Raw genomic sequence first — 224 nt, 5'->3', positions numbered from 1 at the left:
CCTTGGCAAGGTCGTGCTCTACCAACTGAGCTATTCCCGCAAATGGCGTCCCCTAGGGGACTCGAACCCCTGTTACCGCCGTGAAAGGGCGGTGTCCTAGGCCACTAGACGAAGGGGACACGCTAACTGAAACACATGGTGTGTATTTCAGTGCCCAAATCCGCATCCGAAGATGCTGGTTTTGGTTTCACTCAGCCCTGCCCGAAAGCAACGCTGTTTAAAAT

1 tRNA gene is annotated in these 224 nt (G+C 54.0%); it reads right to left on the bottom strand.

What is annotated here, in order from left to right:
• Positions 1-43: 43 nt before the first annotated feature.
• Positions 44-119: transfer RNA gene (locus tag E3W21_RS08370), tRNA-Glu, on the bottom strand.
• Positions 120-224: the final 105 nt, after the last annotated feature.

The organism is Pseudomonas sp. F01002 (genome assembly GCF_004402115.1).
Lineage (GTDB): Bacteria > Pseudomonadota > Gammaproteobacteria > Pseudomonadales > Pseudomonadaceae > Aquipseudomonas > Aquipseudomonas frigoris.
Note: the sequence above shows the minus strand (reverse complement) of the source record. Positions and strands in the feature narration are given on the sequence as shown.